The 24740-nt window shown below is 70.7% G+C and carries 28 protein-coding genes; 19 read left to right on the forward strand and 9 right to left on the reverse strand.

What is annotated here, in order from left to right; genetic code table 11:
* Positions 1–73: 73 nt before the first annotated feature.
* From MXC99_RS02455 to MXC99_RS02465, 3 genes are all read right to left on the reverse strand, one after another.
* Positions 74–445 carry a response regulator gene (locus MXC99_RS02455; RefSeq protein ID WP_282100120.1) on the reverse strand — a complete coding sequence of 124 codons (372 nt, stop codon included), beginning with the start codon at positions 443–445 and terminating at the stop codon, positions 74–76.
* A 123-nt stretch (positions 446–568) separates the two neighbouring features.
* Positions 569–1888, reverse strand: a complete 1320-nt coding sequence (locus tag MXC99_RS02460) for a ferredoxin reductase family protein (RefSeq protein ID WP_247724026.1) — start codon at positions 1886–1888, stop codon at positions 569–571.
* 60 nt (positions 1889–1948) lie between these two features.
* On the reverse strand, positions 1949–2608 hold the full coding sequence (locus MXC99_RS02465; RefSeq protein ID WP_247724027.1) for a PepSY domain-containing protein: 660 nt from the start codon (positions 2606–2608) through the stop codon (positions 1949–1951).
* Positions 2609–2839: 231 nt separating this feature from the next.
* Between MXC99_RS02465 and MXC99_RS02470 the strand changes: the two genes are divergently transcribed.
* The 4 genes from MXC99_RS02470 to MXC99_RS02485 all read left to right on the forward strand — a co-directional run bounded on the left by MXC99_RS02470 (position 2840) and on the right by MXC99_RS02485 (position 6494).
* On the forward strand, positions 2840–3793 hold the full coding sequence (locus tag MXC99_RS02470) for a YcjF family protein (protein ID WP_247724028.1): 954 nt from the start codon (positions 2840–2842) through the stop codon (positions 3791–3793).
* 248 nt (positions 3794–4041) lie between these two features.
* Complete coding sequence (locus tag MXC99_RS02475; protein WP_247724029.1) at positions 4042–4386, forward strand: PepSY domain-containing protein; 345 nt, start codon at positions 4042–4044, stop codon at positions 4384–4386.
* A gap of 48 nt (positions 4387–4434) precedes the next feature.
* On the forward strand, positions 4435–5097 hold the full coding sequence (locus MXC99_RS02480) for a response regulator transcription factor (RefSeq protein WP_075147521.1): 663 nt from the start codon (positions 4435–4437) through the stop codon (positions 5095–5097).
* Complete coding sequence (locus MXC99_RS02485) at positions 5085–6494, forward strand: sensor histidine kinase (RefSeq protein ID WP_247724030.1); 1410 nt, start codon at positions 5085–5087, stop codon at positions 6492–6494. The genes MXC99_RS02480 and MXC99_RS02485 overlap by 13 nt, the downstream gene beginning before the upstream one ends.
* Before the next feature lie 63 nt (positions 6495–6557).
* Here the strand turns inward: MXC99_RS02485 and MXC99_RS02490 are convergent, their stop codons facing one another.
* Both MXC99_RS02490 and MXC99_RS02495 read right to left on the reverse strand, forming a co-directional pair.
* A complete protein-coding gene (locus MXC99_RS02490) occupies positions 6558–7550 on the reverse strand; it encodes a radical SAM protein (protein WP_247724031.1) in 993 nt (330 codons plus the stop codon).
* Positions 7547–8041 carry a pyridoxamine 5'-phosphate oxidase family protein gene (locus MXC99_RS02495; RefSeq protein ID WP_247724032.1) on the reverse strand — a complete coding sequence of 165 codons (495 nt, stop codon included), beginning with the start codon at positions 8039–8041 and terminating at the stop codon, positions 7547–7549. The genes MXC99_RS02490 and MXC99_RS02495 overlap by 4 nt, the downstream gene beginning before the upstream one ends.
* A gap of 296 nt (positions 8042–8337) precedes the next feature.
* On the opposite strand from MXC99_RS02495, the gene MXC99_RS02500 reads away from it, so the two are divergent.
* The 13 genes from MXC99_RS02500 to MXC99_RS02560 all read left to right on the forward strand — a co-directional run bounded on the left by MXC99_RS02500 (position 8338) and on the right by MXC99_RS02560 (position 19515).
* Entirely contained in the window at positions 8338–9042 is a 705-nt protein-coding gene (locus tag MXC99_RS02500) for a thermostable hemolysin (RefSeq protein ID WP_247724033.1), read from the forward strand.
* Positions 9026–10516 carry an AMP-binding protein gene (locus tag MXC99_RS02505; RefSeq protein ID WP_247724034.1) on the forward strand — a complete coding sequence of 497 codons (1491 nt, stop codon included), beginning with the start codon at positions 9026–9028 and terminating at the stop codon, positions 10514–10516. The genes MXC99_RS02500 and MXC99_RS02505 overlap by 17 nt, the downstream gene beginning before the upstream one ends.
* The gene (locus MXC99_RS02510) at positions 10513–11166 is read left to right on the forward strand and encodes a TenA family transcriptional regulator (RefSeq protein ID WP_247724035.1); all 654 of its coding nucleotides are present in this window, start codon (positions 10513–10515) and stop codon (positions 11164–11166) included. Before MXC99_RS02505 ends, MXC99_RS02510 begins: the two co-directional genes overlap by 4 nt.
* 10 nt (positions 11167–11176) lie before the next feature.
* Positions 11177–11998 carry an SDR family oxidoreductase gene (locus MXC99_RS02515; RefSeq protein ID WP_247724036.1) on the forward strand — a complete coding sequence of 274 codons (822 nt, stop codon included), beginning with the start codon at positions 11177–11179 and terminating at the stop codon, positions 11996–11998.
* A 12-nt stretch (positions 11999–12010) separates the two neighbouring features.
* Entirely contained in the window at positions 12011–12661 is a 651-nt protein-coding gene (locus MXC99_RS02520; protein WP_247724037.1) for a tetratricopeptide repeat protein, read from the forward strand.
* Positions 12662–12781: 120 nt separating this feature from the next.
* Positions 12782–13441, forward strand: coding sequence for a response regulator (locus MXC99_RS02525; RefSeq protein WP_247724038.1), 660 nt, complete (start codon positions 12782–12784; stop codon positions 13439–13441).
* Positions 13441–14940, forward strand: a complete 1500-nt coding sequence (locus MXC99_RS02530; protein WP_247724039.1) for an ATP-binding protein — start codon at positions 13441–13443, stop codon at positions 14938–14940. Before MXC99_RS02525 ends, MXC99_RS02530 begins: the two co-directional genes overlap by 1 nt.
* A 169-nt stretch (positions 14941–15109) precedes the next feature.
* A complete protein-coding gene (locus MXC99_RS02535; RefSeq protein ID WP_247724040.1) occupies positions 15110–15712 on the forward strand; it encodes a TetR/AcrR family transcriptional regulator in 603 nt (200 codons plus the stop codon).
* On the forward strand, positions 15709–16908 hold the full coding sequence (locus MXC99_RS02540) for an efflux RND transporter periplasmic adaptor subunit (protein WP_247724041.1): 1200 nt from the start codon (positions 15709–15711) through the stop codon (positions 16906–16908). The genes MXC99_RS02535 and MXC99_RS02540 overlap by 4 nt, the downstream gene beginning before the upstream one ends.
* Positions 16905–18116 (forward strand): ABC transporter permease, encoded by a 1212-nt coding sequence (locus MXC99_RS02545; RefSeq protein WP_247724042.1) that lies wholly within the window; start codon positions 16905–16907, stop codon positions 18114–18116. Before MXC99_RS02540 ends, MXC99_RS02545 begins: the two co-directional genes overlap by 4 nt.
* The gene (locus MXC99_RS02550) at positions 18109–18846 is read left to right on the forward strand and encodes an ABC transporter ATP-binding protein (RefSeq protein ID WP_247724043.1); all 738 of its coding nucleotides are present in this window, start codon (positions 18109–18111) and stop codon (positions 18844–18846) included. Before MXC99_RS02545 ends, MXC99_RS02550 begins: the two co-directional genes overlap by 8 nt.
* 37 nt (positions 18847–18883) lie before the next feature.
* Positions 18884–19120 carry a CopG family transcriptional regulator gene (locus MXC99_RS02555; protein ID WP_247724044.1) on the forward strand — a complete coding sequence of 79 codons (237 nt, stop codon included), beginning with the start codon at positions 18884–18886 and terminating at the stop codon, positions 19118–19120.
* Complete coding sequence (locus MXC99_RS02560; RefSeq protein WP_247724045.1) at positions 19117–19515, forward strand: type II toxin-antitoxin system VapC family toxin; 399 nt, start codon at positions 19117–19119, stop codon at positions 19513–19515. Before MXC99_RS02555 ends, MXC99_RS02560 begins: the two co-directional genes overlap by 4 nt.
* Positions 19516–19617: 102 nt before the next feature.
* Here MXC99_RS02560 and MXC99_RS02565 read toward each other — a convergent pair whose 3' ends face one another.
* Both MXC99_RS02565 and MXC99_RS02570 read right to left on the reverse strand, forming a co-directional pair.
* On the reverse strand, positions 19618–20367 hold the full coding sequence (locus tag MXC99_RS02565) for a uracil-DNA glycosylase family protein (RefSeq protein WP_247724046.1): 750 nt from the start codon (positions 20365–20367) through the stop codon (positions 19618–19620).
* Positions 20368–20455: 88 nt separating this feature from the next.
* Positions 20456–21796: an AmpG family muropeptide MFS transporter gene (locus MXC99_RS02570; protein WP_348772080.1), complete on the reverse strand. Its 1341-nt coding sequence runs from the start codon at positions 21794–21796 to the stop codon at positions 20456–20458.
* Positions 21797–21916: 120 nt separating this feature from the next.
* Here MXC99_RS02570 and MXC99_RS02575 point away from each other — a divergent pair, with 120 nt between their 5' ends.
* A complete protein-coding gene (locus MXC99_RS02575; RefSeq protein ID WP_247724047.1) occupies positions 21917–22234 on the forward strand; it encodes a hypothetical protein in 318 nt (105 codons plus the stop codon).
* A 102-nt stretch (positions 22235–22336) separates the two neighbouring features.
* On the opposite strand, the gene metW is transcribed toward MXC99_RS02575, so the two are convergent.
* Complete coding sequence (gene metW, locus MXC99_RS02580) at positions 22337–22927, reverse strand: methionine biosynthesis protein MetW (RefSeq protein WP_247724048.1); 591 nt, start codon at positions 22925–22927, stop codon at positions 22337–22339.
* A 182-nt stretch (positions 22928–23109) separates the two neighbouring features.
* The gene (gene metX, locus MXC99_RS02585) at positions 23110–24237 is read right to left on the reverse strand and encodes a homoserine O-succinyltransferase MetX (RefSeq protein ID WP_247724049.1); all 1128 of its coding nucleotides are present in this window, start codon (positions 24235–24237) and stop codon (positions 23110–23112) included.
* A gap of 198 nt (positions 24238–24435) precedes the next feature.
* Between metX and thiS the strand changes: the two genes are divergently transcribed.
* A complete protein-coding gene (gene thiS / locus MXC99_RS02590) occupies positions 24436–24639 on the forward strand; it encodes a sulfur carrier protein ThiS (RefSeq protein WP_075147544.1) in 204 nt (67 codons plus the stop codon).
* Positions 24640–24740 lie beyond the last annotated feature (101 nt).

Consider the following 24740-nt stretch of genomic DNA (forward strand, 5'->3'; position numbering starts at 1 on the left):
TTGCGCCTCTCCGCCGATGCCGTCACTGCCAATCCCGTCGTCGTTGAACATGGCGTGAATTGTCCAACGATGGCTACGCAGCGAGAAGGACGCCGCTCAGTGACCGGTTACGCCGGGCCTGCAGTTCGGCCAGCTCGAACGGCTTGACGACGTAGTCGTCGGCGCCGGCATCGAGGCCGGCGACGCGGTCGGCGAGGGCGTCGCGCGCGGTCAGGATCAGGATCGGCAGCTGCAGCCCCGTGGCGCGGGCGCGGCGCAGCACGTCCATCCCGGACAGGCGCGGCAGGCCGAGGTCGAGCACCGCCGCCTGGTAGGCGCCGGTGTCCAGGGCATGGGCCGCGGCGCTGCCGTCGCGCGCCCAGTCGACGGTGAAGCCGGCCTGTTCGAGGCCGGCCTGGATGCCATCGCCGAGCAGTTCATCGTCTTCGACGAGCAGGATCTTCAATTTGGCCTGTACTCCTGTCAGGGTTCGGTGCCCGAGTTGTACCGCACGCGCGCGGGCCGGTCAGGCGGGAGACTGCCCGGCCCCTCTGCGCCGCCCCGCCGCTTGGGCGGCGGGGGGGCGGCTTCAGCGCAGCTCGAACGCTTCCTGGTGGAAGCGCAGCCGCCGCCCCCAGGCACGGGCCAGCCCCGTGCGCAGCTGCTCGGCGAATCCGCGTGGCCCGCAGAACCAGACTTCGGCGCGCTGGCGCGCGTCGTGCAGCGTGGACAGGCGCTCGGCGGTGAGCAGGCCGTCCGTGTTGCTGTCGTGGATGTGCAACGTCACCGAAGGCAGCCCGGCGCACAGGGTTTCGAGGCGGGCGACGAAGGGGTCGCGGACCCGATCGCGGGTACTGTAATGCAGGTCGGCGGCCGGCGCCTCGTCCGGGTGGGTGTGGAGGGTCTCGAGCCAGGCGAGGAAGGGAGTGATGCCGATCCCGCCGGCGACCCAGATCTGGCGTGCCTGGCGGTCGTGGCGGCCGAGGACGAAGCGGCCGTAGGGGCCTTCGACGGTGACCGCCTGTCCGACCGCAACCCGGCTCGAGAGCCGGCGGGTGTAGTCGCCCAGGGCCTTGATCTGGAAGCGCAGCGTGCGGTCGCCGCGGTCGGCGCTGGCGATGGTGAAGGGGTGGGCGCCTTCGAAGCGCTCGAAGCCGACGAAGGCGAACTGCCCGGCACGGTGCCCGCGCCAGTCGCCGTCGAGGCGGCATTCCACTTCGGTGACGTCGGGCGCGGGCGAAGACACGGCGGTAACCACGCCGTGCACGCGGCGCTCGCGGCCGATCCGCCCGCCCAGCGACAGCGCCGCAGCGACCGTGCCGGCAGCCAGCAGCAGGGCGAGCAGCGCACCCGCGGGCTGGGTCCAGTATTCGACCGGGGCGAGCACCGCGGCATGGAAGGCGAGCATCAGGTAGAGCACCGGCATGGCGCGGTGGAGATGGCGCCAGAATTTGTACGGGAAGCGCTTCAGCAGGCTGAGCACGACCATCGCCAGCATCAGGTAGATGGCGAACTCGCCGAGCTCCTCGCCGGCTTCGCGCAGGTTGTCGAGCAGGCCGCCGGATTCTTCCCCGTGCGGGCGCTCGCCGCGGCCGAAGAGCGACTTGATCAGGTCGTCGGACAGCTCGATCAGCCAGTGCAGCGCGGCGAACACGCCGGCCAGGATGCCGGCCCACTTGTGCACGCGGAAGATGCGGTCCAGCCCGCCGAGCGGGCGTTCCAGCCAGGCCGGGCGGGTGGCGAGCACCATCGCCAGCGACATCAGCCCGATCGCGAGCAGGCCGCTCAGGTAAAGCGCCTGCTCGCGCACCGCCCAGGGCAGGGCGCCGGCGGCGGAGTCGAGGGCGGGGACACCCACTCCCCAGGCAAGGACGATGAGGCCGATGAAGGCCGACAGGGCGGGAATCATGGCAGTGGCTCCAGAAAAAGGCGGGGCGCCGGCGTTGCGCGGCGCCCCGCGGGGGCGGGCTTACTTGGTGGCAGGGGCGGCGGGGTTGGTGGCGCGCTCGGCGGCAGTGCCTTCGATGACGTCGCCGGTGTAAGGATCGACGCTCAGCCGGGTCCGGGGTTCGTCCGCACTACGGTCGTCGTCGCGCCGGCTGCGCTTGATACCGGTGTCGAGGACGTCGCCGCTGTGGGGGTCGATCGCCAGCTTCACCCGCTGCCCTCGGGCATCGGTGGCCTTCGCCTGGTAGTGGTCGCGTTCGCGCTCGATCTCTTCGATGTCGCGGTAGCCGGTGGCTTCGAGCTTGACCTGGACCTGGTGCACCGTCAGCCATGAGGCCTGGTCGGTGTCGCTGCGGTCGCCCTTGCTGCGCTTGACTTCGGTGTCGAGGACGGCGCCGGTGACTGGATCGACCTTGATTTCCACCCGCTGTCCTTGCGCATCGGTGGCCTTGACTTCGTACTTGTCGTCTTCGCGTTCGATCTTCGTCAGTTCGCGATAGCCGAGGGCTTCGAGCTTGAGCTGGACCTCGTGCAGCGTCAGCCAGTCGCCCTGGCCGGTGGCGGCGGCAGTGCCGACGGCGTTGCCGGTGCCGTTCTGGGCGAGGGCGGGGATGAGTACGGCGCCGCCGGCGAGGATGCCGGCGCCGAGGAGGAGGGTGGCGATGAGAGAGGTGGCACGCATGATGGCTTCTCCTGTTGCGGTGGGTCGCGGTCTTTCTTTCGACCGTGGCGCCATCCTGCGCTGGCGGGGCTGAACCGGTGCTGAAGCGCGCGTTCATTTCCGGTTCATGTTTCGGGTCATACTTTCGCCTCCGGCCGGCGCCGGTGACGACGCTGCGCAGAGCGCTGGAGCGCCTGTACGCACCGCCCACCCGGCGGCCGATTGACGACCGATCGAAGAGGAGAAGCCCCCATGAATCCCCACCAAGCCCGTTCCATCGTCGCCGTGTGCCTGATCGCCGCCTTCGCCGACGGTGCCCAGGACGGCAGCGAGCGCGAACACGTGCGCAAGGTCGCCGAATCGCTCGGCCGCGACGTCGAGATCGACTTCATCGCGCTGTACCAGGACGTGCTGCTCGGCCGTCTCGGCCTCGAGGCCGTGGTCGCCGAGCTCGACAGCGCGGCGCTGCGCCAGCTCGCCTTCGAGCTCGCGGTCGGCGTGTGCGAAGCCGACGGTAGCCGCAATCCTCAGGAAGCCGCCTTCCTCGAGCGCCTCGCCGCCCTGCTTGGACTCGAGCGCGGCGAGGCCGGGCGTTTCGTCGATGAGGCCGAAGCGCTGGCGCAGGCGCCGGTGACCGCGGCGCCGGAGGCCGAGGCCGAGGGCGTGGCGCCTGCGCCGGCGTCCGCCGCCATCGACCGCGGCGAGCTCGAACGCATGATCCTCAACGCCTCGATCCTCAACGGCGCCCTCGAGCTGCTGCCGCAGTCGATGGCCTCGATGGCGATCATTCCGCTGCAGATCCGCCTCGTCTATCGCATCGGCAAGGCCCACGGCTACGAGCTCGATCGCGGCCACATCAAGGACTTCCTCGCCACCACCGGGGTGGGGATGACCGGGCAGTACGTCGAACAGCTCGGGCGCAAGCTGGTCGGCGGCCTGTTCGGCAAGGCCTTCGGCAAGCTCGGCCGCGCGATCGGCAGCCAGGCCACCGGCTCGGCGTTCTCCTTCGCCACCACCTACGCCATCGGCCAGGTCGCGCTGCGCTACTACGGCGAAGGCCGCCGCCTCGACGCCGCCGGCCTGAAGGCGATGTTCGCCCGCCTGTTCGAGCAGGCGCGCGGCCTGCAGGCGAACTATGCGGGGGAGATCGAGCAGCGCGCGCGCACGCTGGACCTGGGCAAGCTCACCGCCGAACTGCGCGCCTGACACGGCGGCGGCAGGCGAGGGCGGCACCCCGTTCGTTCAGCTGCGGTTCAGCCGGCGGTGCGCAGACTCGATGGCGATCATCCACCGGGAGTCCGTCGCCCTGCCTCGATCGGGGCATGTCCGGCGGAAAGGGTGGAGGATCTGGCGCTGTACGGCGCTTCGTTCGATCATCCGGGCGGGCAGGCGCTGCCGGCGCCGCACTGAGTGCGTCCGCCGGGCACGGCCGACCCGGGGCAAGGAGGTTTCCGATGACAAAGCGTTCGTTACCGGCCGTCGCCCGGTTCCTTGCCGGGCTCGCGCTCGCCGCCTCCTTCGCGGCCGTGGCCGGCGGAGGCGATCACGAGCGTGCGCGCCGTGCGCTGGAGGCGGGTGAGGTGCTGCCGCTGCGCACCGTGCTCGAACGGGTCGAGCGCGACTATCCGGGGCAGGTCGTCGAAGTCGAGCTCGAACGCGAGGACGGCACCTGGCTCTACGAGATCAAGCTGATCCGCCCCGGCGGTGCCGTGGTCAAGCTCAGGCTCGATGCGCACGACGGGACCTTGTACGCTGCCGAGGGACGCGAGCTGCATCCGGGCGGCCGGCGCGCAGACTGAGGACGCCGGCGGCGGGAACGGAAAGGCCGGGAAGGAAAGGACGAAGCGATGCGGATTCTGGTGGTGGAAGACGAACCCACGCTGGCGGCGCAGCTGCGCCAGGCGCTGGCGGCGGCGGGCTATGCGGTCGATCTCGCCCATGACGGGCGCGAGGCCTGCTTCCTCGGTGAGGAAGAGGCCTTCGATGCGGTCGTGCTCGACCTCGGCCTGCCGCTGATGGACGGCCTCAGCGTGCTCAAGCGCTGGCGCGGCGGCGGGCGGGCGATGCCGGTGCTGATCCTGACCGCGCGCGGCGACTGGCATGAGAAGGTGGCCGGCATCGACGCCGGCGCCGACGACTATCTGACCAAGCCTTTCCACATGGAAGAGCTGCTCGCCCGCGTGCGCGCGCTGATCCGCCGTGCAGCCGGGCAGGCGAGCGCGGAGCTCGTCTGCGGTGCGGTCGTGCTCGACACCCGTGGCGGGCGGGTCACCGTCGACGGCCAGGCGCTGGCGCTGACCAGCCACGAATTCCGCGTGCTGTCCTACCTGATGCACCACGCCGGCGAGGTGGTGTCGCGCACCGACCTCACCGAGCACATCTATGCCCAGGACTACGACCGCGACTCGAACACGATCGAGGTCTTCGTCGCCCGCCTGCGCAAGAAGCTGCCGCCCGGGCTGATCGAGACCGTGCGCGGCCTCGGCTACCGCCTCGCATGTCCGCGCTGAAGCCGGTCGCCGTGCTTGCCGGCGGGCGCGGTTCGCTGCGCCTGCGCCTGCTCGTCGGCACCCTGGTGTGGATCGTGCTTGCGATTGCTGCTACCGGCTGGGGGCTGGGCGCGCTGTTCAGCCGCCACGTGGCGCAGCAGTTCCACGTCGAACTGCGCACCCATCTCGACCAGCTCGCCGCCAACCTCGTGTTCGATGCCGACGGGCAGGCCGTGCTCACGGCGCCGCTCAGCGATCCCCGCTTCGCCCGGCCGTATTCCGGGCTGTACTGGCAGGTGGACCGGATCGACGGGGCGGTGCCGGCGATCGGCGTGCTGCGCGCGCGTTCGCTGTGGGATGTGGCGCTGGCGGTGCCGGCCGATACGCTCGCCGACGGCGAGCAGCACGCCCACCGTGTCGATGGCCCGGACGGCGCACCGCTGCGCATGATCGAGCAGGTGCTGCGCCCGGCCGAACAGCCGCAGGCGGCGCTGCGCCTGATCGTCGCCGCCGACGAAGGCCTGATCGGCGAGCCGGTGGCGCGCTTCACCCGCCTGCTGGCGCTCGGCCTCGGCCTCCTTGGCGCCGGCCTGGTGGCGGCGGCGCTGGTCCAGGTGCGGATCGGCCTGCGCCCGCTGGCGCGCCTGCGCAGCGGGCTGGCCGCGGTGCACGAAGGCCGCAGCCGGGCGATCGAAGGCGCCTTCCCGTCCGAGATCCAGCCCCTGGTCGATGAATTCAACGCCGTGCTCGTGCGCAACGCCGAGATCGTCGAGCGCGCCCGCACCCAGGCCGGCAACCTCGCGCACGCGCTGAAGACGCCGCTCACCGTGCTCGCCAATGCCGCCGCGCAGGCGGAAGGAGAGCAGGCGGACGGCGCGCTCGCCCGCCTCGTCGCTGAGCAGGTCGGCCTCGCCCGCACCCGGATCGACTACCACCTGGCGCGGGCGCGGGCCGCTGCCGCGGCCGGCATTCCGGGCCAGCGCACGCCGCTGCGTCCGGCGCTCGACGGCCTGTTGCGGCTGATGGCCAAGGTCCATGCGGGGCGGGGGCTGGACATCGGGCCGGCCGGCTGCGCGGACGCGCTCGTGTTCCGCGGCGAGGCTCAGGATCTGCAGGAGATGCTCGGCAACCTGCTCGACAACGCCTGCAAGTGGGCCGCGCACCGCGTCCGCGTCGAGGCGCGGGCGGCGGAGGGCGGGCGGCTCGAAGTGGCGATCGACGACGACGGCCCCGGCCTGCCGCCGGCGGTGCGTGAAGCGGTGTTCGGGCGCGGCGTGCGCGCCGACGAGAACACCCCTGGTTCCGGCCTCGGGCTGGCGATCGTGCGCGACCTCGCCCGCCTGTACGGCGGCGACATCGCCCTCGGGACGTCGACGCTGGGCGGTCTGCGCGCGGTGCTGACGCTGCCCGCGGCCTGAGCCGGGTGAGGCGTGTCTGCGCCCGCCGGCGGCAGGAGCGGGAGGCTCCGTGCGGCGCCGGTGTCAGGTGCCGCGTGCGGGGGCGAGCCGGCTCCGGGCGAAGGCGGCCCCGGTCTGCAGCACTTCGAGTACGCCGTAGCGCCGGCGCATATTGCAGCCGTCGCACAGGGCGGGGATCGGCGCCATGCGCTCGCGCTGGGCGAGGACGGTGTCGATGCTGTGCGTCGCCACGTTGCCGAGGATGTGGCGGTGGCCGATGTCGTTGTAGCAGTAGAGGTATTCCCCCGCGGACGAGATGAACACATCGACGTTGCGCGCGAGGCAGCGGAAGCGGTTGCTGCGCCACTGCCGGTAGAGGTCGCGGATGCCCGGAATGAAGTCGAATTCCTGCGAGTGCAGGCGATGGCGGCGGATCGTGGCGCGCAGCGTTTCCGTCTTTGCGGCCGGCGCTTCGGCGTGCAGGCCGCCGCCGCGGTTGTACAGCGTCGGCGACATCGTCAGCGTGGCGACGCCCTGGGCGCGCAGCCAGTCGATGGTGGCCGGCAGCGAGGGCAGGCATTCGGCCAGCGGGGTGAGGCTGATCGCGAGCCGGGTGTGGCGCAGCAGCTTCTGCGCGGCCTGGATGTTGGCCATCACGCGGGCGTGGTCGAGGTTGACGTGAACGCGGCGATAGACGGCGGGGTCGATGCTGGAAAAGGACACCATCAGCAGATCGATGGCGCCGTCGAGGTGGCGCAGCTTGTCGGCGTCGAGCAGATGGCCGTTGCTGACCAGGTCGAAGCGCACCGGGTGGCCACGGAGGTCGTCGACGAAGTCGAAGAAGTGCTTGTGCGTGGTCGCCTCGCCGTAGCCGGCGATGACGGTGCGGAACACCTGCTCCGGCGTCAGGCGCGCGAGCGTCTGCTGCCAGGTCTGCCGGCTCATCCGCTGCGGGTGCTCGATCAACTCGCGCGGGCACATCGGGCACAGCGCGTTGCACTTGCTCGTCCATTCGGCGTTGACGGCGATACGGTAGCGCGCGTTCGAGGGCGGTTGCTGGAGGGGGGACGGTTTCATGACGCGGGTACCAGGTGGGGAATGTGCTTGGGGCAGTTGGGCACGACCTGCTCGACGCTCACCTCCACCACCCGGGTGTGGCCCGGGAAGAGGGCGAGCATTTCGCCGGCGTCGACGATGCGGGCCTTGCCGTTGACGCGCAGGCGAGCGCCGTCGGTGAAGTCGATGAACAGGCAGCCGACATGGGGATTGGCGAGAAGGTTGCCGAGACTCATGAAGGCGCCGTTGCCGTCGAAATCGGCGAAGGCGAAGCGTTTGGCATCGAGGATGCGCACCACGCCCGGCCCGCCGCCCTTGAACGAGCAGTCGCAGCGCCCGTCGGCGGCGCTGGTGGCGAGGAAGAAGAACGGCGCGCTTTCCAGGCGGGCGTGGAATTCGCCCGGGATGTGGTCCCACAGCAGGCGCATGCGGCGGGCCTCGTCCCACCAGGACGCGGTGTTCCAACGCTGCTGGGCAGCCTGCTCGCCGGGATGGAAGGGGGGCATGTTCATCGGCAGTGACGGGCTCCGGGGAGGTCGGACGTGGCGACAAGCGGTGTGTGCGGGGTCGGTCGCCGGGCGGTATTCATGACGGCGCAGTGTTCGCCGGCAACATTAAGTTCGCCTTAAGCGGTTCCGCCGGCCTCCGTGGCAGGTGGGGCGCGGCCCGGGAAAGGGTGCGCGCGGGGCTGTGGGGCGCGCGCGGGGCTGTGGGCCGATGTGGGGCGGGCACTCCAGCCCGCAGCGCTTAAGCTCGGCTTAATCCTCGGCGCTCAGGATCGGCCCCGGTTCCCTCATCGAGATCGCTCATGGAATGGCCGCACGCCTATCCCGCACTGCCTCCGCTGCCGGCGCCGCTGGCGCACCACGGCGCCGCCCTGCCGCGCCGCCTGGCCCTGGTTCCGGTGCGCACCGACGCGCAGCGCAGCGCGGTCGAAGCCTTCATCCGCGCCCGTTTCGCTGCGCACTATGACGCCCGGGTGCGCCACTTCATGCCCTGCCTGTACGGGCTCGAGAGTGACGACGGCCGCCTGTACGGTGCGCTCGGCACGCGCGCCGCGGATGCCGAAGCGCTGTTCCTCGAGCGCTACCTCGAGCGGCCGATCGAGCAGGTCCTCCTCGATCGATGCGGCGTCGCCGCGGCCCGCCGCGACATCGTCGAAGTCGGCAACCTCGCGGCCCGCGGGGCGGGCGCAGCCCGGCTGCTGATCCTCGCCCTGAGCGGGATGCTGGCGGCGCAGGGTTTTCGCTGGGTGGTATTCACCGCGACGCCGGCGCTGCGCAACAGCTTTCAGCGCCTCGGCCTGGCACTGCGGACGCTGGGTCCGGCCGATCCTGTCTGCATGGGAGAGGAGGCGCGGGAATGGGGCAGCTACTACGAGCGCTGCCCGCAGGTGATGGCTGGCGAGATCGCGCACGGGGCGGCGCACCCGCTGCGCGCCGGCGCCGCCCTGGCGCCGGGCCGCCGGTTCCTGCCCTGCGGGGGGGAGGGGGCGCATGTCGCCGGCCGTTGACGCCTTGCGGCGGGCGATCGCCGCTTACGGGGAACGCCCGGCGCTGCAGTGCGGGGCGCTCACGCTGCGCTACGCCGACCTCGACCAAGTCGTCGCCCAGCGCAGCGCCGAGCTCGCCGGGCTGGGCGCCGCACGGGTCGCCCTGAGCCTGGACAACGGCATCGATTGGGTGCTGTGGGAGCTGGCGCTGCTGTTCGGCGGGCGGATCTGCGTGCCCGTGCCGGGCTTCTTTTCTCCCGCCCAGCAGCGCCACGTCATCGACAGCGCGGGCATCGACACCTGGATCGGCCCGCTGCCGGCGTGGCTCGCCGACGCCGGCTTCGGCGAACGGCAGCCGGGGATCTTCCAGCGCCGCCCGCCCGCGGCGGTGGAGGTGCCGCGCGGTACGGTGAAGATCACCTACACCTCCGGTACCACCGGCCAGCCCAAGGGGGTGTGCCTGGACGGTGAGGCCCAACTCGGGGTGGCGCGCAGCCTGAGCGTGCTCGCCCAGGCGGACGGCGTGCAGCGCCATCTGTGCGTGCTGCCGCTGGCGACCCTGCTGGAGAACATCGCCGGCGTCTACGCGCCGCTCCTGGCCGGTGCCTGCGTGGTGCTCGCTCCCCTTGCCGAGATCGGCCTCCACGGCGCCAGCGGGCTGGATCCGGCGCGCCTGCTCGACAGCCTCGCTGCGGCCCGCCCGCACAGCCTGATCCTGCTCCCCCAGCTGCTGCAGGTCCTGGTGGGCGCGGCCGAGCACGGCCGGGCGCTGCCCGACAGCCTGCGCTTCATCGCCGTCGGCGGCGGCCGGGTGGCAGCGCAGCTGCTGCGCCGCGCCGAGGCCCTGGGGCTGCCGGTGTTTGAGGGCTACGGCCTGTCCGAATGCGCTTCGGTGGTGTGCCTGAACACGCCCCGGGCGCGGCGTATCGGCTCCGTCGGCCAGCCGCTGGCGCATGTCCGGCTGCGGCTCGGCGAAGACGGCGAAATCCAGGTGCGCGGGGCGCGCATGCTCGGCTACCTGGGCGAAGCGGCAGGCGCCGGCGGGTGGCAGGCTGGCGACGAGTGGCAGGCGACCGGTGATCTGGGTCACTTCGAGGACGGTTTCCTGGTGGTGCACGGGCGCAAGAAGCATCAGTTCATCACCGCCTTCGGACGCAACGTCAACCCGGAGTGGGTCGAGGCCGAACTCGCCCAGCAGCCTGCGATCGCCCAGGCCTGGGTCCATGGCGAGGCCCTCGCGCACAACGTCGCCGTCCTCGTGCCCCGCGCCGCCGACTGCACCGACGCCGCGCTCGAGGCGGCCGTCGGTGCGGCCAATGCCGCCCTCCCCGATTACGCCCGCGCCCACCGCTGGCTGCGCGCCACCGCGCCGTTCGGCGCCGCCAACGGGCTCGCCACCGCCAACGGCCGCCTGCGCCGCGATGCGCTGCGGCAACACTACCGGGCGGCGATCGCCGCCCTCCTGTCCGTCCCCGCCGATGAGGTCCGTGCATGAACTTCTTTGACCAGCTGCAACGACAGACCGCCGCCGAGCGCGAATACCTGTTCGATGCGCCGATCATCCGCCAGGCGCTCGCCGGCACGGTCGGTCGTGACCGCTATGTCGCCTTCCTGACCGAGGCCTACCACCACGTCAAGCACACCGTGCCCCTGCTGATGGCCTGCGGCGCGCGCCTGCCCGAGCGCCTGGAATGGCTGCGCGAAGCGGTCGCCGAGTACATCGGCGAGGAGTCCGGCCACCAGGAATGGATCCTCGCCGACATCGCCGCCTGCGGCGCCGACGCCGACGCCGTGCGCCATGGCCAGCCGGCGCTGGCCACCGAGCTGATGGTCGCCTACGTCTACGACCGCATCGCGCGCCACAACCCGGTGAGCTTCTTCGGCATGGTCAACGTCCTCGAAGGCACCAGCATCGCGCTCGCGACCCGGGCCGCGGGCACGCTGCAGCGCAGCCTGCAGCTGCCCGTGCAGGCGTTCACCTACCTGAACTCCCACGGCAGTCTGGACCAGGAACACATCCGCTTCTTCGAGCGGCTGATGAACCGCCTCGACTGCGCCGACGACCAGGCCGCGGTGGTCCATACCGCGAAGGTCGTCTACCGCCTGTACGCGGACCTGTTCCGCACCCTGGCGCAGTCCGCCTGAGGAGGCCGTCATGCAACTTTCCGAATGTCGTGCCCTGCTCACCGGTGCGAGCGGGGGCATCGGCCAGGCGCTGGCCGAACGGCTGTGCGCCGGCGGCGCCCGGGTGCTGCTGGTCGGGCGCGAGACCGAGGCCTTCGCCGCGCTCGCGCAGCGCTACCCCGGCCAGGTCGATTGTGTCCGCGCCGATCTGTGCGAGCGCGCCGGGCGCGACGCGGTGCTGGCCGCCGCGCGCCGCGGTGATGGCCTGAACTGCCTGATCAATGCGGCCGGGATCAACCGCTTCGGCTTGCTCGAAAGCCAGGACGAAGAGGCGATCGCCCACCTGATCGGACTCAACGTCACCGCCACCGTGCAGCTCACCCAGCGTCTGCTGCCGGTGTTGCGCCAGGCGCCGCGTGCCGTGCTGGTCAACCTCGGCTCCACCTTCGGCTCGATCGGCTATCCGGGGTTCGCCGCCTACTGCGCGAGCAAGTTCGCCGTGCGCGGCTTCTCCGAAGCGCTGCGCCGCGAACTGGCCGACAGCCGGGTGAAGGTGCTCTACGTCGCCCCGCGCGCGACCCGCACGGCGATGAACGCCGCGCCCGTGGTGGCGATGAACGCGCAGCTCGGGGTCGCGATGGACGATCCGGACGCGGTCGCCGCACGCATCGTCGAGGCGATCCGCCGCGAGCGCGAGGAGCTCTATCTGGGCTGGCCGGAAAAATTCTTCGTCCGTCTCAACACCGTGCTGCCGCGCATCGTCGATCGCGCGCTGCGTCGCCAGCTGGCGGTGGTCAAGCAATTCGCCCGTCCCGCCGGTGCGCGCTCCCGTTCCACTCCGCCTCCGCTCTGAAGGAAAAAACCGATGAAACCCCTCTACCGCCTGTTTCCGCTCCTGTTCGCCTGCGCCAGCCTGCCCGCCTTCGCCCTCGGCGAAGCCGGCCACGCCCGGCTCCACCAGTTGCAGGAACGCTGGGCCGAAATCCACTACCAGCTGCCGGAAAAGCAGCGCGAGACTGCCTTCGCCGCACTCGCCGGGGAGGCCGGGAAGGCGCTCGCCGATGAACCGCAGGCCGCCGAGCTGCACATCTGGCGCGGCATCATCCTCAGCACCTGGGCCGGCGCCAAGGGCGGGCTCGGCGCGCTCGATCTGGTCAAGCAGGCCAAAGCCGAGCTCGAGCAGGCGCTCGCGCTCGACCCCGCGGCGCTCGACGGCTCCGCCTACACCAGCCTGGGCAGCCTCTACTACCAGGTTCCGGGCTGGCCGCTGGGCTTCGGCGACGATGCGCAGGCCGAGCTCCTGCTGAAGAAGGCGCTCGCCCTCAACCCGGACGGGATCGATCCCAATTATTTCTACGGCGACTTCCTGCGCCGGCAGAAACGCTACCCCGAGGCGCGCGCCGCCCTCGAAAAGGCGCTCGCCGCGCCCGATCGTCCCGACCGCGCCAGTGCCGATGCCGGCCGCCGCGCCGAAATCCGCCGCCTGCTCGCCGAAGTGAAAGAAAAAATGGAGTGAAGGAGGCGCTGTGGGGCCGGCGCTGGCGGGAAGGGTGGGAGCGCCGGATGCGCACGTCCTGCCCGTCGCGGCGTGAACGGGGCTAAAGTGGCCGGATGCGGAAAGCGGACAGGAAGGAAGATGCGGATATTGCTGGTCGAAGATGACGCCGCCCTCGGGCAGGGGATTCGGGTGGCGCTCAAGCCCGAAGCCTACACCGTGGACTGGGTGCAGGACGGCGACAGCGCCCTCCACGCGCTGCGCCACGAAAGTTTCGATCTCGCCATTCTCGACCTCGGCCTGCCCCGCGTGGACGGGCTGGAGGTGCTGCGCCGCCTGCGCGCTGCGGCCAACCCGGTGCCGGTGCTGGTGCTGACCGCGCGCGACGCCACCGCCGACCGCATCGCCGGGCTGGATGCGGGGGCGGACGACTACCTGGTCAAGCCGTTCGATGTCGATGAGCTGAAGGCGCGCCTGCGCGCGCTGCTGCGGCGCAGCTTCAATCGCCCGCAGCCCGTGCTCGAATACCGCGGCATCCACCTCGACCCGGTCAACCAGCAGGTCCGCTACCGCGGCCAGGCGGTGGCGCTGCAGCGCAAGGAGTTCCTGCTGCTGCACGAACTGCTCGCCCAGCCCGGCCGCGTGCTGACCCGCGATCGCCTGCAGCAGGTGCTCTATGGCTGGAATGAAGAAGCGGAAAGCAACGCGCTCGAAGTGCACATCCACCATCTGCGCAGGAAGCTCTTCCCGGAGCTGATCCGTACCGTGCGCGGGGTGGGCTATCTGGTGGACAAGGCCTGATGCGCTCGATCCGCAGCCGTACCCTGCTGCTCGTGCTCGGCCTGCTCAGCCTGACGCTGACGCTGATTTCCTACAAGAGCTACCGCGATGCCCGCCATGAAGTCGAGGAAGTGTTCGACGCCGGGCTGGTGCAGACCGCGCGCCTGCTCGCCGGCATGGTCGGCGGCGAGTTGCCGGCGCCGATGCGGCAGACGATGCAGGCGGCGCTGGACGAAGCGATGGCGCAGAACGGGGCGGCGGACGAGGGCGATGGCGATGCGCCGGCCAGGGCGGTGGGGCATGAATACGAGAGCAAGCTCGGCTTCGTCGTCTACGACGAGTACGGCCAGGCCCTGCTGCAGTCGGCGAGCGCGCCGGCCGCGGCGCTCGACGCGCTCGTGCAGCGCCGGCCGCCGTCTGCGGACGTCGCCGCGACCGCGGACCGGGTTGCTGCCCCCCTTCCCGAAGCGCTTGCCGGCTACCACGAAGTGCGCGTGCAGGGGCACCGCTGGCGGCTGTTCATGCTCCACGATGTACGCGACCGGCAGTGGGTGCTGGTCGGCGAGCGCGAGGACGTGCGCGGCGAGCTGGCGGCCAAGATCGCGCTGCGCAGCCTGCTCCCGGACCTGATCGGCCTGCCGCTGCTCGCGGTGCTGGTGTGGCTGGCGGTGGGCTGGGGGCTGCGCCCGCTGGCGCGGATGGTGCGCCTGCTGAAGGCGCGCGACCCCGGCAACCTGTCGCCGCTGGTGCTCGCCCCCCTGCCGCAGGAACTGGAACCGGTGGTGGCGTCGCTGAACCGCCTGCTCGGCCAGCTCACCGCGCTGCTCGAACGCGAGAAGCGCTTCCTCGCCGATGCCGCGCATGAGCTGCGCACGCCGCTGGCGGTGCTGCGCATCCATGCCCAGAACGCGCTCCAGGCGCCCGACCCCGGCGACCGTGAGGAAGCCTTGAAGCAGCTGGTCGGCGGCGTCGAGCGCGCCACCCGGGTGGTCGCGCAGCTGCTGACCCTCGCCCGCCTCGAACCCGGGGCGGCGAAGGCGGCGATGGCCCCGCTCGATCTCGCCACCTTCGTCCGCGGCGCGCTCGCCGGGCTCATCCCGCTGGCGCTCGAACGTGGCCAGGAGCTGAGCTTCGAGTGCGCCGAGGGCGGCGATTTCAGCGTCCCCGCCGACGCCCCGAGCCTCGAAATCCTGCTCCAGAACCTGGTCGCCAATGCGCTCCAGCACAGCCCGGAAGGGGGACAGGTCCGGGTCGAGCTGCGCCCGTCCGACGGTGCCGTGGCGCTGAGCGTGCACGACAGCGGCCCCGGCGTGCCGCCGGCGCTGCGGGCCCAGGTGTTCGAGCGCTTCTTCCGCCACGGCCCGGGCCAGGGCGCGGGGCTGGGGCTGTCCATCGTCGCCCGCATCGCCGAGCTCCATGGCGGCAGCATCGAACTGGGCGACAGCGTGCTGGGCGGTCTCGAGTTCAGGGTCCGGCTGCCGCGGAAACCCGGAGTAAGGACGCTTCCGGTGACGGCGTAGCGCCGGCGCCCTGCCGGGGGTGTGCCTGCCCGAAGGCGGAGCATCGGGAACCGGGGCTCCTTTGCCGGCCGGATGGCGACGGGCACGTTTGCCGGGCGGCGGCGCTTGCTTTCATCGGACAAAAGTGAGTAAATGCTTACTCTCTGAACCCCGATGGCCGAATCCTCCCATGAGCCCCCGACACCTTCCCGCCGACGAGCGCCGCGCCGTCACCGTCGAAACCGTGGTGGCGCTGGCCGGCGAGCAGAATCCGAGCGAGATCACCACCGCCACCATCGCCGAGCGCATGCAGCTCAGCCACGGCGCGCTGTTCCGCCACTTTCCGACCAAGGAGGCGCTGTGGGGCGCGGTCATGGAGTGGGTCGCCGAGCGCCTGATGGCGCGCATCGAGCGTGCGGTGCAGGCCGAAGCCAGCCCGCTCGCGGCGCTCGAGGCGATGTTCATGACCCATGTCGACTTCGTCGTCGAGCATCCGGGGGTGCCGCGGATGCTGTTCGGCGAGCTGCAGCGCGCCGAGCCCAGCGCGCCCAAGCGCATGGCGCAAACCCTGCTGCGGCGCTACGGCGAGCGCGTGCGGGCCTTGCTCGAAGCCGGCCGGGCGGCAGGCGAGATCGACCCCGCGCTCGACCTCGCCGCCGCCGCCACCTTGTTCGTCGGCACCGTCCAGGGGCTGGTGGTGCAGTCCCTGCTTGCCGGCGATGTCGGCCGTCTCCGCGGCGAGGCGCCGGCGGTGCTCAACATCTACCTGCGCGGCATCCGGAGGCAGGGATGAAGCGATGGCTTTCCGCCAACGGTCGCCGGCTGGCGCTGGGGGCGGTGGTGCTGCTCCTGGCCGGCCTGCTCGTCTTCGTCGCCCTGCGCGCGGGGCCGCTGGCGCGGGTGCAGGTGACGGTGGCGACGGTCGAGGCGCAGGCGCTGACGCCGGCGCTGTACGGCATCGGCACGGTGGAGGCGCGCTATAGCCACCGCATCGGCCCGACCTTCGCCGGGCGGGTGCGGAGCGTGGCGGTGCAGCCGGGCGAGCGGGTCCATGCCGGGCAGGTGATGGGCGAGATGGACCCGGTCGATCTCGACGAGCGTCTGGCCGCGCAGGAGGCGGCGCGGCGGCGTGCCGAGGCGAACGTGCTGAGCGCCGAGGCGCAGATCCGCGAAGCCGAAGCGCGCCAGCGTTTCGCCGCGGCGCAGGCGCAGCGCTACGCACGCCTGCTCGAAACCCACAGCGTCAGCGCCGAGGCCGCGGCCGCGAAGCAGCAGGACGCCCAGGCCACCGCCGCCGCGCTGCAGGCGGCGCGCGCCGGTCTGGACGCGGCGCGTCAGGAGTTCATCCGCCTGCGTGCGGAGCATGACGCGCTCCGCCTGCAGCGCGCCAACCTGCGCCTGGTCGCGCCGGTCGATGGCCTGGTCACGCGCCGCGACGCCGACCCCGGCACCACCGTGGTCGCCGGCCAGGTGGTGGTCGAGATCGTCGAGCCGGCCAGCGTGTGGATCAGCGCGCGCTTCGACCAGCAGCGCGCCACCGGCCTGCAGGCCGCGCTGCCGGCGCAGATTGTGCTCCGTTCGGCGGCCGGCAGCGCGCTCGCCGGGCGGGTGGCGCGGATCGAGCCGCTGGCCGATGCGGTCACCGAGGAAGTGCTGGCCAAGATCGACTTCGCCGCCCTCCCCGCGCGCCTGCCGCCGCTCGGCGAGCTGGCCGAAGTCACCGTCGCCCTGCCGGCCCTGCCGGCGCGGCCGGTGCTGGCCACCGCGAGCGTGCACCGCGTCGGCGGCCGCCTCGGCGCCTGGGTGGTGGAAGACGGCGGCGCGCTGCGCTTTGCGCCGCTGCGCCTGGGGGCGGCCGATCTCGACGGCCGCGTGCAGGTGCTCGATGGCCTGCAGGGCGGCGAGCGGGTGGTGGTGTATAGCCAGAAGGTGCTCGCCGCCGGCAGCCGCATCGAGGTCGTCGACCGCCTGGTCGGTGCGGCGTCATGATCAGTCTGGCTGGGCGCGACATCCTCCACGCCTGGGGCAAGTTCGTGTTCACCGGGCTCGGCCTCGGGCTGCTGATCGGGGTCACCCTGACCATGGCCGGGGTCTATCGCGGCATGGTGGACGATGCCAAGGTGCTGCTCGACAACAGCGGCGCCGATCTGTGGGTGGTGCAGCAGGACACCCTGGGGCCGTACGCGGAGTCGTCCAGCGTGTACGACGACACCTGGCGCAGCATCGCCGGCATCGAAGGGGTGGCGCGCGCGGCCAGCGTCACCTACCTGACCATGCAGGTGCGCCAGGCCGGCGCGGTGGCGCGCGACGTGCGCGCGATGGTGGTCGGCGTCACCCCCGACGGCCCCGGCCATCCCGGGCAGCCGGTGCATCTGCTCGCCGGCCGCCACCTGAGCCGCGGCCACTACGAGGCGGTCGCCGACATCGCCACCGGCTTCGCCCTCGGCGAGCGCATCCGCATCCGCCGCAACGACTACACCGTGGTCGGGCTGACCCGGCGGATGGTGTCCTCGGGCGGCGACCCGATGGTCTTCATTCCGCTCAAGGACGCGCAGGAGGCGCAGTTCCTCAAGGACAGCGACGCCATCGTCCGCCAGCGCGCGCGTACCGCGCACAATCCGGCGTTGAACCGCCCCGGCCAGCCCGGCGTGCTCGATGCGGTGCTCGCCGCGCAGAGCACCAATCCCTATGTGAACGCGGTGCTGGTGCAGCTCACCCCCGGCTACGACGCCGAGCAGGTGGCCGAGCCGATCCGGCGCTGGCTGCGGCTCACCGCCTACACCCGGGCGCAGATGGAGGAGATCCTGGTGTCCCGGCTGATCGCCACCTCGGCGCGCCAGATCGCGATGTTCCTGGTCATCCTCGCCGTGGTCAGCGCGGCGATCGTCGCCTTCATCATCTACACCCTGACCCTGGGCAAGATCCGCGAGATCGCGGTGCTCAAGCTGATCGGCACGCGCAACCGCACGATCGCGGCGATGATCCTGCAGCAGGCGGTCGGCCTCGGCCTGATCGGTTTCGCCGTGGGCAAGGTGGCGGCGACCTTCTGGGCGCCGATCTTCCCCAAGCACGTGCTGCTCGAAACCGGCGACGCGGTGCGCGGCCTGCTCGCGGTGGTGGCGATCTGCGTGCTCGCCAGCGTGCTCGCGATCCGCGCCGCGCTGAAGGTCGATCCGGCGGAGGCAATCGGTGGCTAAGGTCGAGGGCATCCGCATCGAAGGCCTGCGCAAGCGCTACGGCAGCGGCGACACCGCGGTCGACGCGCTCAAGGGCGTGAACATGGCGGTGGCGCCGGGTGAGGTGGTCGGCCTGATCGGCCCTTCCGGCTCGGGCAAGAGCACGCTGCTCAAATGCCTGGGCGCGGTGATCGAACCCAGTGCCGGGCGCATGACCCTGGGCGGGGAGGCGATCTACGACGAGGGCTGGAAGATCCGCGACCTGCGCGCGCTGCGCCGCGACCGGATCGGCTTCGTGTTCCAGGCGCCCTACCTGATTCCGTTCCTCGACGTCACCGACAACGTCGCCCTGCTGCCGATGCTCGCCGGGCGGCCGAACGCGGAGGCGAGAAAGCGCGCCCGCGAACTGCTCGAAGCGCTCGACGTCGGCCACCGCGCGCGGGCGATGCCTTCCCAGCTCTCCGGCGGCGAGCAGCAGCGGGTGGCGATCGCGCGCGCCCTGGTCAGCCGCCCGCCGGTGATCCTCGCCGACGAACCGACCGCGCCGCTCGACAGCGAACGCGCGCTGGGGGTCATCCGCATCCTCAACCGCATGGCGCAGGAGTACGACACCGCGATCATCGTCGTCACCCACGACGAGAAGATCATCCCCACCTTCCGCCGCCTCTACCACATCCGCGACGGCCGCACCTACGAGGAGGCGGGCGAGGGCACCGGAGTGCTGCTTGAGCCGCTTGCGGCGGGCGTATAACATACAAACATGTTATGAGCTGGACCGGGAGGCGGAGATGCACTTCAACGTTTATCTGGATGATGCGACCGGGCAGCGGCTGAACGCTGTTGCCCGGAATGCGGGTGAGAGCCGCAATGCGCTCATCCGCAAGGCGGTCAGCGAATGGCTGGCGCGTCAGGCGCAGCCTCAGTGGCCTGAAGCGGTGATGGCGTTCCAGGGCATGCCCGACATGCCGCCGTTCGAGGCGGGGCGCGCCGCGCTGCGTGCCCCCGTGGACGATCCTCTGGCATGAAATACCTGCTCGACACCTGCACCGTCTCCGATTTCGTCAAAGGCCAGCCTGGCGTGCTTGACCGCATCAAGGCCACCTCGCCGCAGCAGATCGCCGTCTCCTCGATCACGCGCATGGAAATCGACTACGGCCTGGCGCTCAACCGCGCGCATGCGGAAAAACTTGCACCCTTGCTCGAGGCCTTCTTTGCCGTGACGCACACGGTTCCGTTCGAAGCGCCCGATGCGCAGGCCGCAGCAGCCATCCGGGCAGCGCTGAAAAGTCAGGGGCAGCCGATCGGAGCTTACGATGTGCTGATCGCCGGCAGTGGCGTGGCACGAGGCTTGATCGTGGTGACTTCGAATGTCGGCGAGTTCGCCCGTGTCAGCGGATTGCAGGTGGAGAACTGGCGTTGAACGACCGTTCTCCCACGGTCGCGACGCCCAGCCTTCTGGTCGACTGCCAGCCATGTCGGCAGGGCCCCGCCGCGCTGTGCGCTACGGCAGGTCGCCAGCAGGTCAGGCCGTCGCCGGGTGCAGGGGCGACGAATCCTTCCACACGCCCAGCTCGACAAGCTGCCGCGTTGCCGCCTCGGCCCAGCCACGGTTGGCGGCGGGGCTGGCCGGGCTCGGGTGCAGGATGCGGCCGAAGCGCAGGCCGGGCAGGCCGGCGAGCGCCTCGGTGGCGCGCTTTTCCGCCCAGTTGCCGATGCCGATCACCCATTCCGGTCGGAGGGTTGCGACCAGGGTGCGCAGGTGGGCGTCGCAGGCTGCCAGCAGCGGGCGCTGTTCGGCGGTGGCGAGCTTGTCGGGGGTGAGGTTGCGCCCGCCTTCGAAGAACGCGAGCGGGCAGTAGTTGGCGACGAAGTGCGCGGCGAAGAAGGCTTCCGGGGTGCCGAAGCGGGTGCGGAACAGGCCCCACAGGCGCTGGCCGCTGACTTCCGAGCGCGTGCACGCGAAGCCTTCCACCGGGCGCTTGGGGTTGGGCTGCGCGGGCTGGCCGACCGCCCCTTCCAGGCCCAGCCAGTCGCGTGCGCTGGCGATCTCGCCGAACGGCACGCCGATCTGCGCCATGCCGAAGGGACCGGGGTTCATGCCGACGAAGACGACGTGCTTGCGCCCTTCGCCGAAGCGCTCGAGATAGCGGCGGTGGATCGCCCAGGCGTAGTCGAGCGGGTTGTAGACGTGGGTCACCGGAGCGCCGAAGCGCATCGCGTCGACGGCTTCGGACAGGGTGCGGGCGGCGGTGATCAGGGCGGGAGCGGTCATGGTCGGTGCGGTGTCGGGGGCGGGCAGCGGCGAATCGAACTGCGGTTGATCGGGGCGGCGACGACGGGCATGGTGGTGCGGCGGGCGCTCAGGCTCCGGCGGCGGCGGGGGCGGCGGCGCGGTCACCGTTCCACGGCGCCACCTTCAGCAGCAGCACCATGCCGGGGACGGCGAGGAAGAAGCACAGCCAGAAGAAGTGGGGCCACCCCAGCGCTTCGACCAGCCAGCCGGCGGTGGCGTTGATGAAGGTGCGCGGCACCGCCATCAGGCTGGTAAATAACGCGAGCTGGGTTGCGGTGTAGGCCGGGTGGGTGGTGCGCGCCATGAAGGCGACGAAGGCGGTGGTGCCCAGGCCGGCGCCGACCGCTTCGCCGGCGATCACGGTGGCGAGCACCACCAGCCGCGCCGGGGTGGACTCGCCCGGACCCAGCCAGGCCATCCACACGAAGCCGAGGATGGTGACGAACTGCACCACGCCGAAGATCCACAGCGCGCGGTTGATGCCGAGCCTGAGCATCCAGATGCCGCCGAGGATGCCGCCGATCACCATCGGCCACAGCCCGGCGTTCTTGGCGATGACGCCGATCTCGGTCTTGCTGTAGCCCATGTCGAGGTAGAAGGGGGTGGCGAGCGCGGTGCACAGCGAGTCGCCGAGCTTGTAGAAGAACAGGAAGGCGAGCACGAGCAGGGCCGAGCGCACGCCGTGGCGGCCGAAGAATTCGCGGAAGGGTTCGACCACCGCGTCGCGCAGGGTGCGCGGCGTGCCGGTGGCGGCGAGCGGTTCCTTCACCAGCAGGGTCATCGCCAGGCCGGGGAGCATGAAGGCGGCGGTGATCAGGAACACCTGCGTCCACGGCAGGTGGTCGGCGAGGATCAGCGACAGCGAGCCCGGCACCAGCCCGGCGATGCGGTAGGCGTTGACGTGGATCGCGTTGCCGAGGCCGAGCTCCTCGTCGGGCAGGATCTCGCGGCGGAAGGCGTCGAGCGCGATGTCCTGGGTCGCCGATAGCAAGGCCAGCGCGGCGGTGAGGCCGACCACCAGCGCCAGGTGATCGACCGGCGACACCTGGCCGAGCCAGGCAATGGTGCCGAGCAGACCGAGCTGGGAGACGAACATCCAGCTGCGCCGGCGCCCCAGCCAGGGCAGGATGCCGTAGCGGTCGAGCAGCGGCGCCCACAGGAACTTCCAGGTGTAGGGGAACTGGATCAGGGCGAAGGCGCCGATCGCCTTCAGCGACAGGCCCTCGGTCTTCAGCCACGCCGGCACCAGGTTGAGCAGCAGGTAGAGCGGTAGGCCGGAGGCGAAGCCGGTGAAGATGCACACCAGCATCCGGCGGTTGAGCAGGGCGGCGAGCCAGGCCGGGGCACGGGAGGGAGGCGCGGGGGGGAGCAAGGTGCGATTGATCTGTAGCAATGCGGGGCGGGCCATTATCGCAGATCATCGCCGTCCGGCCGCTTGATACAATCCGATACCAAGCTTGCGTCCGGCGCCATCTGCGCCAACAATGCGCGCAAGCGGAAATTCCCCGCTTCGAGGAGGTAGCTTTAGATGCCCTATTCAGTGACCGTGGTCTTCGGTGGTGAGCGCGAATATCGGTTCACGCCGCAGGATGCGGACGTGGCGGCGATGACCAAGGATCAGGCCCGGGTCTGGCTGACGAAGGAGTTCGAAGAACTCGGGTGCACGCCGACGAACCCGATGGGCAAAGTGCTGATGCTCGACATGATCCTCAGCGTCGCCAGGGACGGCGGCGAGTCCCGCTTCGAGCAGCGCAGCGAATGGGCGAAAAAGTACGCCGTCGTGGCCGCCGCGGCGCTCGAGCGCCCGCTCGTGCGCGTCGATGTCTCGTCCTTCGTGGTCGGCTGAGGACGCCGTCCACCGGTTCCGGGAGCGCACCCTGTAGCCGCGCTCTCTCGCCCACGCTCTTTCAGCCCTGCCGGGCGGCGGTTTTCCGCCGCCCGCTTGCTTTCAGGCGCTGCGCCCCAGCCGGTAAACCGCCACGCTGGCGAGGAAGTTGGGTTCGTCGAGGACCAGCTTGCCGTCGTCGAAGGCCAGGCGCTCGCGCACCTCGATGGCGTTGAGTTCGCACAGGGCGTCGAAGTCGGCGATGGTGAAGAAGCGCACGTTGGGAGTGTTGTACCACTGGTGCGGCAGGCTCTCGGACACCGGCATGCGGCCGTTGATGATGCTCTGGCGGTGGTGCCAGTAGCCGAAGTTGGGAAAGCTCACCACCGCCTCGCGGCCCACCCGCAGCATCTCGGCGAGGATGCCCTGGGTGTTGTGCATGGCCTGCAGCGACAGGCTCATGATCACATGATCGAAGAAGCCGTCCTCCAGCCCCACCAGGCCCTTTTCCAGGTCCATCTGGATCACGTTGACGCCGTTCCTCACGCTCGCCAAGAGCTTGTCGGGGTCGTTTTCCACCCCATAGCCCTGGACCTGGCGCACGTCCATCAGGTGGCGCAGCAGCGCGCCGTCGCCGCAGCCCAGGTCGAGCACCTTCTCGCCGGGCTCGATCCATTGCGTGATCACTTCATAGTCGTAACGGTAGGCAGTCATGTCAGTATGCACCGAGCCAATTTGCGCCGAGCCAGTATGCGCCGAGCCGCCTCAAGCGTACTGGCGCCCCCTCGGGGGGGGGAGGCAGGGATTTCGCGGCGCACCGCGCCGTGCCTGCCGAACGGGTCGGCTGTGCAAAGCCGACCCTCCGCGAACGCAGTGAGCGTGGGGGTCGTTTCATCTCAGACCTCGATGCGGTCGAACCAGGCCGACAGCAGCGCGTGGTAGTGCGGCTCGTCGAGCAGGAAGGAGTCGTGGCCGGCCGGGCAGTCGACTTCGGCGTAGCTGACGTTGCGCCGGTTGTGCAGCAGCGCATAGACGATCTCGCGCGAGCGCTCGGGCGAGAAGCGCCAGTCGGTGGTGAACGACACCACCAGGAAGTCCGCACTCGCGCGTGCCAGCGCCGCAGACAGGTTGCCGGCATAGTCGAAGGCGGGGTCGAAGTAGTCGAGCGCCTTGGTCGTCAGCAAATAGGTGTTGGCGTCGAAGTAGCCGGCGAACTTGTCGCCCTGGTAGCGCAGGTAGGACTCGATCTCGAACTCGACGTCGTAGCTGTAGGTGTTGCGGCCGTGGCGCAGGCTGCGGCCGAATTTTTCCGCCATCGAGTCGTCGGACAGGTAGGTGATGTGGCCGACCATGCGTGCCAGCTTCAGTCCGCGCGCCGGGACCATGCCGTGCTCGTAGTAATGGCCGCCGTGGAAGTCGGGGTCGCTGAGGATGGCCTGGCGGGCGACTTCGTTGAAGGCGATGTTCTGCGCGGTGAGCTTGGGTGCGGCGGCGATCACCGCGACGTTGCGCACCCGCTCGGGAAACTGCAGCGCCCACGACAGCGCCTGCATGCCGCCGAGGCTGCCGCCGACGATCGCGGCGAAACGCTCGATGCCGAGCCGGTCGGCGAGCCGCGCCTGCGATTCGACCCAGTCTTCGACGGTGACGAAGGGAAAGTCCGCCCCCCACGGCTTGCCGCTGGCCGGGTTCGGCTGGTTGGGGCCGGACGAGCCGTAGCAGCCGCCGAGGTTGTTCACGCCGATGACGAAGAACTTGCGCGTGTCGAGCGGCTTGCCCGGGCCGACCAGGTTGTCCCACCAGCCGACGTTGTGCGGGGCGTCGGCATAGGTGCCGGCGACGTGGTGCGAGCCCGACAGGGCGTGGCACACCAGCACCGCGTTGTCGCGTGCGGCGTTGAGCGTGCCGTAGGTTTCATAGACGAGATGGTAGCGCTCCAGCGTGCCGCCGCTGCGCAGCGCCAGCGGCTGCGCAAACTCGGCCCGCTGCGGCGCGACCACGCCGACCGATCGGGGTTGGATCATGTTCGTCATGTGCAAAACAAAAAACCCAGTCGGCTGCAAACGCGGACTGGGTGCCCTCGCTTTAGCCGTATTTGTTGAGCGCCCGCAAGCTGGTGATCAAATCGGCGCAAGGTGGCGGGAAGTTAGCGCCCGGTGCGGGAAAAGTCAAACGGCGCGGCATGTTAAGATTTTCCCCCGCACTTCATCGCATGCACCGACATGATCCAGGTTTTCATCAACGGCGAGTCCGAAACCCTGCCGCCCGATCTCACCGTCTCCGCCCTGCTCGAAGCCCGCGGCCTCGCCGGCAAGCGCCTGGCGGTCGAGCGCAACGGTGAGATCGTGCCCAAGGCGCGCCACGGTGCAGTCACCCTCGCCGAGGGTGACCGGCTCGAAGTCGTCGTCGCCGTCGGTGGCGGCTGAGTCCGGCGCGGCCGCCGGCGGCGGCCTGAAAAGGGCGCTTTCCCGGCAGTTTTTCATCCGCCTCCCGGACCGTTTTCAAATTCATCCAGAACCACACAGGC

This window comes from Thauera aromatica (genome assembly GCF_023093595.1).
GTDB lineage: Bacteria > Pseudomonadota > Gammaproteobacteria > Burkholderiales > Rhodocyclaceae > Thauera > Thauera aromatica_A.

What these genes read in the sequence shown, in the direction of transcription:
- MXC99_RS02460 (WP_247724026.1), bottom strand. Translation starts at nt 1,888, where the DNA reads ATGATTCCCGCCCTGTCGGCCTTCATCGGCCTCATCGTCCTTGCCTGG.
- MXC99_RS02465 (WP_247724027.1), bottom strand. Translation starts at nt 2,608, where the DNA reads ATGCGTGCCACCTCTCTCATCGCCACCCTCCTCCTCGGCGCCGGCATC.
- MXC99_RS02470 (WP_247724028.1), top strand. Translation starts at nt 2,840, where the DNA reads ATGAATCCCCACCAAGCCCGTTCCATCGTCGCCGTGTGCCTGATCGCC.
- MXC99_RS02475 (WP_247724029.1), top strand. Translation starts at nt 4,042, where the DNA reads ATGACAAAGCGTTCGTTACCGGCCGTCGCCCGGTTCCTTGCCGGGCTC.
- MXC99_RS02480 (WP_075147521.1), top strand. Translation starts at nt 4,435, where the DNA reads ATGCGGATTCTGGTGGTGGAAGACGAACCCACGCTGGCGGCGCAGCTG.
- MXC99_RS02485 (WP_247724030.1), top strand. Translation starts at nt 5,085, where the DNA reads ATGTCCGCGCTGAAGCCGGTCGCCGTGCTTGCCGGCGGGCGCGGTTCG.
- MXC99_RS02490 (WP_247724031.1), bottom strand. Translation starts at nt 7,550, where the DNA reads ATGAAACCGTCCCCCCTCCAGCAACCGCCCTCGAACGCGCGCTACCGT.
- MXC99_RS02495 (WP_247724032.1), bottom strand. Translation starts at nt 8,041, where the DNA reads ATGAACATGCCCCCCTTCCATCCCGGCGAGCAGGCTGCCCAGCAGCGT.
- MXC99_RS02500 (WP_247724033.1), top strand. Translation starts at nt 8,338, where the DNA reads ATGGAATGGCCGCACGCCTATCCCGCACTGCCTCCGCTGCCGGCGCCG.
- MXC99_RS02505 (WP_247724034.1), top strand. Translation starts at nt 9,026, where the DNA reads ATGTCGCCGGCCGTTGACGCCTTGCGGCGGGCGATCGCCGCTTACGGG.
- MXC99_RS02510 (WP_247724035.1), top strand. Translation starts at nt 10,513, where the DNA reads ATGAACTTCTTTGACCAGCTGCAACGACAGACCGCCGCCGAGCGCGAA.
- MXC99_RS02515 (WP_247724036.1), top strand. Translation starts at nt 11,177, where the DNA reads ATGCAACTTTCCGAATGTCGTGCCCTGCTCACCGGTGCGAGCGGGGGC.
- MXC99_RS02520 (WP_247724037.1), top strand. Translation starts at nt 12,011, where the DNA reads ATGAAACCCCTCTACCGCCTGTTTCCGCTCCTGTTCGCCTGCGCCAGC.
- MXC99_RS02525 (WP_247724038.1), top strand. Translation starts at nt 12,782, where the DNA reads ATGCGGATATTGCTGGTCGAAGATGACGCCGCCCTCGGGCAGGGGATT.
- MXC99_RS02530 (WP_247724039.1), top strand. Translation starts at nt 13,441, where the DNA reads ATGCGCTCGATCCGCAGCCGTACCCTGCTGCTCGTGCTCGGCCTGCTC.
- MXC99_RS02535 (WP_247724040.1), top strand. Translation starts at nt 15,110, where the DNA reads ATGAGCCCCCGACACCTTCCCGCCGACGAGCGCCGCGCCGTCACCGTC.
- MXC99_RS02540 (WP_247724041.1), top strand. Translation starts at nt 15,709, where the DNA reads ATGAAGCGATGGCTTTCCGCCAACGGTCGCCGGCTGGCGCTGGGGGCG.
- MXC99_RS02545 (WP_247724042.1), top strand. Translation starts at nt 16,905, where the DNA reads ATGATCAGTCTGGCTGGGCGCGACATCCTCCACGCCTGGGGCAAGTTC.
- MXC99_RS02555 (WP_247724044.1), top strand. Translation starts at nt 18,884, where the DNA reads ATGCACTTCAACGTTTATCTGGATGATGCGACCGGGCAGCGGCTGAAC.
- MXC99_RS02560 (WP_247724045.1), top strand. Translation starts at nt 19,117, where the DNA reads ATGAAATACCTGCTCGACACCTGCACCGTCTCCGATTTCGTCAAAGGC.
- MXC99_RS02565 (WP_247724046.1), bottom strand. Translation starts at nt 20,367, where the DNA reads ATGACCGCTCCCGCCCTGATCACCGCCGCCCGCACCCTGTCCGAAGCC.
- MXC99_RS02570 (WP_348772080.1), bottom strand. Translation starts at nt 21,796, where the DNA reads ATGGCCCGCCCCGCATTGCTACAGATCAATCGCACCTTGCTCCCCCCC.
- MXC99_RS02575 (WP_247724047.1), top strand. Translation starts at nt 21,917, where the DNA reads ATGCCCTATTCAGTGACCGTGGTCTTCGGTGGTGAGCGCGAATATCGG.
- metW (WP_247724048.1), bottom strand. Translation starts at nt 22,927, where the DNA reads ATGACTGCCTACCGTTACGACTATGAAGTGATCACGCAATGGATCGAG.
- metX (WP_247724049.1), bottom strand. Translation starts at nt 24,237, where the DNA reads ATGATCCAACCCCGATCGGTCGGCGTGGTCGCGCCGCAGCGGGCCGAG.
- thiS (WP_075147544.1), top strand. Translation starts at nt 24,436, where the DNA reads ATGATCCAGGTTTTCATCAACGGCGAGTCCGAAACCCTGCCGCCCGAT.